The organism is Corallococcus sp. AB049A (assembly GCF_003668885.1).
Taxonomy (GTDB): Bacteria; Myxococcota; Myxococcia; order Myxococcales; family Myxococcaceae; genus Corallococcus; species Corallococcus interemptor.
The window spans coordinates 1-1,268 of sequence record NZ_RAWL01000802.1; the positions used below are offsets into that span (position 1 = coordinate 1).

The 1,268-nt window shown below is 67.1% G+C and carries 1 protein-coding gene and 1 pseudogene; both read right to left on the bottom strand.

Translation table 11 applies throughout. From position 1 onward, the window contains the following. The coding region (locus tag D7X55_RS39500) for a serine/threonine-protein kinase (protein WP_233610375.1) at positions 1-822 on the bottom strand (822 nt) is incomplete at its 3' end. Positions 823-1,033: 211 nt separating this feature from the next. After that, positions 1,034-1,268, bottom strand: a pseudogene (locus D7X55_RS39505) (serine/threonine protein kinase); the annotation flags it as partial.

Here is a 1,268-nt window from a genome sequence, read left to right on the forward strand (position 1 = left end):
GCGCAGGGGAATGCGCTTCAAGCGCTCGCGTACGGCCTCGGCGGAGGGCGGGCGCCGCGTGGGCTCCTTCTGGAGCAACTGCAGGACCAGCGCGTCCAGTTCCTGGGGAAGCCCGGGCACGCGCGAAGAGGGGGCGGGAGAGCGCTCCTCCATGTGCGCGAACATCACCTGGACCGAGTCCCCCTGGAACGGGCGCACGCCGGTGAGCAGCTGGAACATCATCACGCCTACCGCGTAGAGGTCCGTCGCGGGGCTGACGTCGCCGCCACTGCGGATCTGCTCCGGCGCCATGTACTCCGGCGTTCCGATGACGGAACCGTCGGCCGTGAGCGGAGTGTCGTGCGACTCCAGGAGCTTCGCGATGCCGAAGTCGACGAGCTTCACGGAAGCCGACGCCTTGGCGGTCTCCGCGATGAAGACGTTCGCGGGCTTCAGGTCCCGGTGCACGACCCCTGCCTGATGCGCGGCTTCCAGCGCGGCCAGCATCTGGTCCATGACCCAGACGACGCTTTCGAGTTCCATGGGCCGCTTCGCACGGACGAAGTCCGACAGAGGCCGTCCCTTGAGCAGCTCCATGATGACGTAGGGCCGCTCATCCGGAAGGCTGCCGAAGCCGAAGATGTCGATGATGCCCGGATGCTGGATGGCGTTGACCGCGCGGGCCTCCACGAGCAGCCGCTGCACCAGCGGCGCGGACACCAGCTCCAGCCGCAGGACCTTGATGGCGGCCTGCTTGCCAATCAGCGGGTGCACCGCGCGGTACACCACGCCCATGCCGCCCGAGCCGATGCGTTCCTGGATGACGAACTCACCCACCCGCATTCCCAACAGGGGATCCGGGATTGTGCTGGACCGGGACTCCGGCCGGACGGGTTGCCCGGCGTCGCTACGAGAGGAGGGGTTTTTCATGGGGGCGCTGGCGCGCGAACCATAGCCATGCGCTCCCAATGCTTTCAAACATCCCGAAACGACGCTTCCGCACGAATGATCAGTCGGATTGACCCACTCGGGGTCGCGTCTGACTTCCCGATGATCAGTGAGGGAAGCGCGTCGTCAATCGCTCCTGCCACGCATCCAGCGCCTGGTTCACGGTCATGCGCTCGGTGGCGGTCGTGGCGTTCGCCGCGGACTTGTAGATGTCCACCAGCTGCTTCGTGAGCTCCGGCGCGACGTCCTGGTTCTGCGTGCGCTTGCGCAGCTCCGCCACCAGCTTGTCCATGCGCTGGGCCAACCGCTGCTCGGAGGCATTGCCCTGGGGCAGGGTGGGG